A 6,578-nucleotide genomic window follows, 5' to 3' on the forward strand; every position below is an offset into this window, starting at 1 on the left:
TCACAGCAGGTTAGAGCGCACAACGAGTGAAATCCCCTAAAGCGCCTAGATCCCCTAACCGAAGTCCCCTGGCAACCCCCAGGGGAGTGGGGGGATCCGCCCCGTTGGGCGGGGGCTCTTCGGTGCCTAGCGTTGTGATCAACCACGAAGCACCACTCGTCAAGGAGACCCACGATGGCTACCAACGCCGTACTCGATTTCATTCTCGGCCTGCTGCGCGACGACCAGGCTGCAGCCGCCTACTGCGCCAACCCCGAGATGACGCTGGCCGCCGCGGGACTCGGCGACGTCACCCACGCCGACATCGTCGCCGTGGCACCCCTGGTCGCCGAGTCGGGACTGTTCGCCGGCGCAGGCAGCCAGCTCTCGGCCATCCTGGGCGCAGGCGGATCCGCCGGCCTCGACGGTGCACTCGCCGGCGGCGCGAGCCTCGGCGGCGGATTGTCGGCCGGGCTCGGACTTGCAGCAGGCGCAGTGGCGGGCGGCGGACTCGCAGCAGGTGGCAGCCTGACCGGCGGAATCGATGTCGCGGGTGAGATCGAGGCATCCCTGCAGGCATCACTGGCCGCAGCATTGGCTGTCGGAGGCCAGATCGGTCTCGAGCTCGGAACCGCGTTCGGCGGCGCATTCGACGCCCTGCTCGGCGCAGGCGCAGGTATCGGTGGCGGTCTGGATCTGGACCTCGACGGTCTGCTCGGCGGAACCGTCGGGCTCGGCGCTGCACTCACCGGACTGATCGGAGCAGGCGCAGGCATCGGCGGCGAGATCAGTGGAGACATCGCCGCACAGCTGCAGGCAGCACTCGACGCCGCCATCGGCGCGACCGGTGCCGTCGACCTCGGCGCACTGGCCGATATCCAGGGCGGCCTGGCCGGCGCTCTCGGTGCGGCCTTCGGAGTCGGCGGAAGCGTCGGAGCCGATCTCGGTGCCGCTCTCGGCGGAGTCTTCGACGCGGTACTCGGTGCCGGAGCCGGACTGGACATCGCAGGTGACCTCGGTGCCGCTCTGACCGCGGGAATCGGCGGCGCCCTCGGCGGACTCGGAACCATCGGAGCCGATCTGACCACCGACATCGGAGCTGCACTGGACGGCGCACTGGGAGCCGGTGGCTCGTTGGTCGGCGACATCGCCGGTGGAGTCGGCGCGAGCCTCGGCGGCCTCTTCGCGGCAGACGGTGCCATCGCAGGCTCGATCGGTAGCGCACTCGGAGCCGTCCTCGACGCCGGAGTCCTCGCTGACCTCGACGTCGACGCCCTGCTTGCCGCAGGCGGCAGCGTCGGCGCAGTGGTCGGCGGCGCACTGGGAACCGCACTCGACCTCGACACCAGCGCAGTCGGCAGCCTCACCGCCGCTCTCGACGCAGCACTCGAGGGCACCGTCGGAGCAGCAGCAGGCATCGGCGGCGAACTGGCCGGCGGACTCGAAGGCGGAGTGGCAGGCGGCCTCGAGGGCATCCTCGGCACGGCATTCGGCGTCGGCGGCGCAGCCGGAGCCCAGCTCGGAACCGCACTCGAATCGGTTCTCGACACCAGCGCGGCACTCGACCTCGGAGCCGCACTCGGAGCCGGAGCGGATGTCAGCGCAGGACTCGTCGGCGCGATCGACACAGCGGTCGCAGCCGGAGCAGACCTCTCGGGAACCGTCGAAGCAGCACTCGCCGGAGTCGGCGGAGTGGGCGCAGACCTGTCGGGCGGACTGGCCGGACTCGGCGGAGTGGGCGCGGGCCTCACCGGAGGACTCGCAGGCCTCGGAAACGTCGGTGCAGATCTGACCGGTGGCCTGGCAGCCGTCGGAAACGCGGGTGCTGATCTGACCGGTGGCCTGGCGGCCGTCGGGAATGTGGGTGCAGATGTGACCGGTGGCCTGGCGGCCGTCGGGAATGTGGGTGCAGATGTGGCCGGTGGTCTGGCGGCCGTCGGAAACGTGGGTGCAGATGTGGCCGGCGGGCTCGCCGGTGTGGGTGATGCAGGTGCTGGCCTGACCGGTGGTCTGGCCGGACTCGGCAGCCTCGGCGGCGGAATCGCGGGCGGAGTTGCGGGCGGCGTCGCAGGCGGCGTGGATGCTGCGGCTTCGGCCGGTGCAGGCCTCGAAGGAGCCGTCTCCGGTGGCATCAGCACCGGACTCGACGCAGCAGCATCCGCAGGTGCGGGCCTCGAAGGTGCCGCGGGAGCTGCAGGCTCGGTTGCCGGTGGCCTCGAAGGTGCCGCGGGCGGAGTCGTCGATGCCGGAACCTCGGTGGGTGGCGAGATCGCATCGAACGTCGGAGCGGGACTCGACACCGGTGCCTCGATCGGAGGCGACTTCGCGTCCACTGTGGGTGCGGGTTTGGATGCTGGTGCGGACGCTGCGGCTTCCGCGGGCGGCGGGTTTGATTCCGCTGCCGACATCGGTGGCCAGGCCGCTGGCAGCCTCACCGGTGGCCTGCAGTCGGGTGTCGAGGGACTGGCAGACGCCGGCGGCAGCCTCTCCTCGGCGGCGTCGGGATCGTTCGATTCCTCCAGCTCGTTCGATTCCTCGGCTACCGCGACCGGCACCGGCTGGTCGAGCGTCGACTCGGACGTCTTCGGACAGGGCGAGACCGAGTCGAGCTTGTTCAGCGAGTCCGGCCTGCACGGTTCGGTGGATTCGGCAGCCGACTCTCTTGGACATGTGACCGTCGATCACGACATCGACCCGATGCAGCCCTGATCGTTCGCCTGCGGGTAGACAACGACATGACTCGGCCCCGAGTGTTCGCCAGCACTCGGGGCCGAGTCGTCGCTAGAGTTCGTTCGGGGCGCGCAGGAGTTTTTCGAGCCTGCGGGATGACCTGGTACTGCGGAAGTCGACGAGAACGGTTGTGAACACGAGCGTATGGACGGGCAATCTACGGAGCTGGCCGAGCTACTGAGCCGTACCGCGGCGGTGGCGACATCGGCGGGAAGATCCGACCTGGTGGATCGAGTCCAGGCGGCGCGCTCGAGAGTGTTGGATCCACGTCGACGCATCATCGTGGTCGGACCGCTCAAGCAGGGCAAGAGCCAGTTCGTGAACTCACTGCTCAACCTGACGGTGTGCTCGGTCGGAGACGACGAGACCACCGCCATCCCGACGGTGGTGTCCAACGCCGAGAGCCTTTCCGCGCAGCTCGTACTCGCCGATCCCGGCAACGAACCGATCCGAGTGGACGTTCCTCCCGAGGAGATCACGACGGTCACCCCGGCAAGTCCGCTGGCCCAGGGCCGGGAAGTGTTGCGTCTGGACATCGGGGTGGCGAGTCCACTGCTCGCCGACGGTCTGGTGCTGGTCGACACCCCCGGCGTCGGTGGCCACGGAAATCCGCACGCTGCAGGCACATTGGGGCTCATTCCGTCGTCCGACGCGGTGCTCGTCGTGTCCGACGCCTCCCGGGAATTCACCGAGCCGGAACTGTCGTTTCTGCGTCAGGTGCAGGGCCTGTGCCCGGCCGTGGCGGTGCTGATCACCAAGATCGATCTCTATCCGCACTGGCGGCAGATCGTCGAGGCCAATCGTGGACACCTGGACCGCGCGGGCATCGACGTGCAGATGCTGCCGGTGTCGTCTCTGTTGCGTTCGCACGCACTGTGTTTGAACGACGAGGAGCTCAACGCCGAGTCCGGCTTCCAGCAGCTCTACGCGTTCCTGCGTGACGACGTGGTGGCCCGGGCCGATGTGCTGGCACGCTCGTCGGTCTCGCTCGACGTCCGTTCGGTCACCGAGCACCTGACGCTGTCGCTCGGCAGTGAGCTTGCGGCACTGAAGGATCCGGAGCGCGCTGCCGCGGCCGTCGCCGGGCTGCAGCGCGCCAAGGCCGCCGCCGAGGAGCTGCACAAGCGGTCGTCGCAGTGGCAGCAGACACTCGGGGACGGTATCGCCGATCTCGCCTCCGACATCGATCACGACCTGCGCGACCGGTTGCGCCGCGTCACCAGGGAAGCCGAGGAAACCGTCGACGAGGGGGATCCGGGCAAGGACTGGCCGCAGCTCGGCGAGTGGCTCGAGGAACAGATCGCTGCGTCGGTGGGCGACAACTTCGTCTGGGCTCACGAACGGGCACTGTGGCTTTCGGAGCTGGTGGCCGAACACTTCGCGTCCTCCGGGGCGGCAGCGCTACCCGATCTCGACGTCGGCGATCTGGACAACGTCCTCGATCCCGTCTCGTCGTTGGCCGATCTGGAATCCGGTCGTATCGGAATCACGCAGAAGGTGCTGGTGGGAATGCGCGGATCCTACGGCGGTGTGCTGATGTTCGGCCTGATCACCACGTTCGTCGGGTTGAGTCTGCTCAATCCGATCTCTATCGGCGCGGGTGTGCTGCTCGGCACCAAGGCGTACAAGGAGGACAAGGAGAACCGTGTCAAACAACGGCGTTCCGAGGCCAAGATCGCGATCAGACGTTTCACCGACGACGTCAGCTTCCAGGTGGGCAAGGAGTCCAAGGACCGGCTGCGGCAGATTCAACGAGTGCTGCGTGATCACTTCACGTCCATCGCCGAGCAGACGCTGCGGTCGCTCAACGAGTCGCTGCGCTCGGCGCAGGAAGCCGCAGCCGCCGACAACACCGACCGCGCTGCTCGCATCGCTGCGCTGGAGAACGACATGCGCGTGGTGGCCGAACTGAATGCTCGGGCAGTGGGACTCGTCAAGGACGTCGCGGTATGAGCGTGGCGGCTCTGGCCAGGGCACGCGACCTCATCTCGGCGGCACGATCGACGTACTCCGGTGATGCCGAAGCATCCTGGATGCTCGACGAATGCCTGTACCGCCTGGACGAGCCGCTGCGGGTGGCACTCGCGGGATCGCTCAAGGCCGGCAAGTCCACACTGCTCAATTCGCTTGTCGGGCAGGACATTGCTCCCACCGACGCAACGGAATGCACGAAGGTCGTCACGTGGTACCGCAACGGCGTCGCTCCCGCCGTCACGGCCTGGTACGACGGTGACCGGGCTGCGAACGTGCCGGTGCAACGCCGGGACGGACGATTGACCTTCGATCTCGGGTCGTTGACGGCCGCGCAGGTCGACCGACTGGACGTCGAATGGCCTGCGAGCGCACTGGCGCAGACGACGATCATCGACACCCCCGGTACCTCGTCGCTCTCGCGAGACGTGTCGGCGCGTACGTTGGCGATGCTCACGCCCGAGAACTCGTCCTCGGGTGCAGACGCCGTCGTCTATCTGCTGCGCACGCTCAATGCGACCGACGTGTCGTTTCTGGGGCAGATCGGTGCGCACGTGGGCGGTGATTCGGGACCGCTCGGTGTGATCGGTGTCGTCTCGCGCGCCGACGAGGTGGGGTCGGGGCGGATGGACGCGATGATGTCGGCCAAGGAAGTCGCTGCGCGATTCGCGTCCGAACTCGAGGCCACCGGCCTGTGCCAGGCGGTGGTTCCGGTCGCGGGTCTGCTGGCGCTCGGTGCGGAAACGTTGCGGCAGAACGAGTTCTCGGCATTCGAGATGTTGGCCACGGTGCCGACCGAGGATCTGCAGTTGGCAATGCTCTCGGCCGATCGATTCGTCCGTGCAGAAAGCACGCTACCGGTCGACGCGGCGCTGCGGGCCAGCATCGTCGACCGTTTCGGGCTGTTCGGTATTCGGATGGCCGTGACGTTGATTCGGCTCGGGGTACGCGATTCGCCCACGCTGGCCGCCGATCTGGTCGAGCGCAGCGGGCTGACCGAACTTCGGTCGGTGATCGACGTGCAATTCGGTCAACGCGCCGACCAACTGAAGTTGCACTCGGCTCTGGTTGCCCTGCAACGGATTCTGGAGTTCCGTCCGGAATCGCATGCGCTGCGCACCGAAGCCGGACGAATGCTCGCCGATGTGCACGGCTTCGCCGAATTGCGTCTGCTCGGCCGATTGCGCTCCACCACACCGAAACTGCCCGACGGCGGACTGCTCGAGCTGCAGCGCATCATCGGCGGCTTCGGCATCGCCGCCACCGAACGCCTCGACCTGCCTCCCGATGCCGGTCACGCCCAACAGCGAGACACCGCGCTTGCGGCGGTACACAAGTGGCGAGCACTGTCCTCGCATCCACTGTTGGACCGATTCACCTCGACCTCGTGTGCCACGGCGGCCCGCAGCGCGGAAGGAATACTGGCCTCACTGGCGTGAGGATCCCCGGGGCAGGAGGGCCACGATCGTCGCAGCGACAGCCGTGCCGGCCACGACGAACGGCCCCCACTGCAGAATGCCGCCGAGCAACGCGGAGGCGTCGGACACGAAGGTCGAGAACGTGACTGCCGCTCCGATGGTCAGGATTCCGACCGCTCCCATCAGGACCTTCGACGACACCGCCGCGTTGCGCAGCAGATTCAGTGCGACGAATCCCAGCAGCACGAGCACCGCTGCTGCGGCACCACTGGACAGCAGCGTGGCCGAGGCGGTGTTGCGGACGTCGGCGGCACTGGCCGCCGAATCCTGCTGTGACACTGCAGTTTCGACGCCGGAGAGCACGGACTCCCAATTCAGCGCGATGACGGCGGCCAACGCGAGAATCAGTGCCGCTGTCAGAGTCCACAGCGCGCTCGCGACCTTGGGTAGGGCCGGCCGAGATGGCTCCTGCCGTGGCCG

Annotated in this window: 4 protein-coding genes; 3 read left to right on the forward strand and 1 reads right to left on the reverse strand. The window is 67.8% G+C overall.

The window, feature by feature from the left end; all coding sequences use genetic code 11:
* The first annotated feature begins 174 nt into the window (after positions 1-174).
* From CH256_RS10080 to CH256_RS10090, 3 genes are all read left to right on the forward strand, one after another.
* Positions 175-2,688: an IniB N-terminal domain-containing protein gene (locus CH256_RS10080; RefSeq protein WP_094669501.1), complete on the forward strand. Its 2,514-nt coding sequence runs from the start codon at positions 175-177 to the stop codon at positions 2,686-2,688.
* Positions 2,689-2,853: 165 nt separating this feature from the next.
* Positions 2,854-4,662, forward strand: a complete 1,809-nt coding sequence (locus CH256_RS10085; protein WP_094669502.1) for a dynamin family protein — start codon at positions 2,854-2,856, stop codon at positions 4,660-4,662.
* On the forward strand, positions 4,659-6,119 hold the full coding sequence (locus tag CH256_RS10090) for a dynamin family protein (RefSeq protein WP_094669503.1): 1,461 nt from the start codon (positions 4,659-4,661) through the stop codon (positions 6,117-6,119). Before CH256_RS10085 ends, CH256_RS10090 begins: the two co-directional genes overlap by 4 nt.
* Here CH256_RS10090 and CH256_RS28055 read toward each other — a convergent pair.
* A partial coding sequence (locus CH256_RS28055; RefSeq protein ID WP_094669504.1) for a hypothetical protein occupies positions 6,108-6,578 on the reverse strand: 471 nt, incomplete at its 5' end. The genes CH256_RS10090 and CH256_RS28055 overlap by 12 nt on opposite strands.

Source organism: Rhodococcus sp. 05-2254-6 (genome assembly GCF_002258565.1).
Lineage (GTDB): Bacteria > Actinomycetota > Actinomycetes > Mycobacteriales > Mycobacteriaceae > Rhodococcoides.